Source organism: Bartonella sp. AA97HXZ (assembly GCF_042196985.1).
Classification (GTDB): domain Bacteria; phylum Pseudomonadota; class Alphaproteobacteria; order Rhizobiales; family Rhizobiaceae; genus Bartonella.
Genome location: NZ_JBHIRC010000115.1, coordinates 1 through 540, shown reverse-complemented (window position 1 = coordinate 540; position 540 = coordinate 1). Strand labels below are relative to the sequence as shown.

Genomic DNA, 540 nt, shown 5'->3' with positions numbered 1-540 from the left:
CCATATCTTAGAAAATAACTTTTGCCAATAGGCAGTATGGAGGCATTTGTGAATAAACCAGTGTTTATAAATTCTGATGAAATTCTCTTAGTGATGTGCGAAAATGAAGAGCAAAATCTCGCTAAATCTGGTCCTTTCTTAGAAGAAAGTGACATGATCAAATTTATCGACCAAGCCGATAATGCTGTCCAAATTTTGCGTATTGAACCAACGACTAATCGTTGCGAAGATATCTCTGAAGATATTGCCGAATTCTATCTTAAAGAATGTGAAGAGCAGTGTTTCAACGGAAACATTCCTCACGATTTTATTCTACACAGCACAGCATACGGTTTTTTTTTAGATGATATAAAACAGCGCGAATATGATGATGCAATGTATGGTTCTTACGAAAAACAACACCGTTTGCGTCCTTGTGATGTGCTTTAAAAGCTAAAGGCGTTTTTAAAAGACGCCACCTTTTCAAAAAATTCACCACACAATGCAATGCCGTTCTTTTGCAAGAACGACAAAGGCAGAATCTAACTTAAAGGAGTAAAA

The 540-nt window shown here is 36.3% G+C and carries 1 protein-coding gene; it reads left to right on the top strand.

The window, feature by feature from the left end; all coding sequences use genetic code 11:
• Positions 1–48 precede the first annotated feature (48 nt).
• Entirely contained in the window at positions 49–429 is a 381-nt protein-coding gene (locus tag ACFINE_RS09985) for a hypothetical protein (protein WP_375621921.1), read from the top strand.
• Positions 430–540 lie beyond the last annotated feature (111 nt).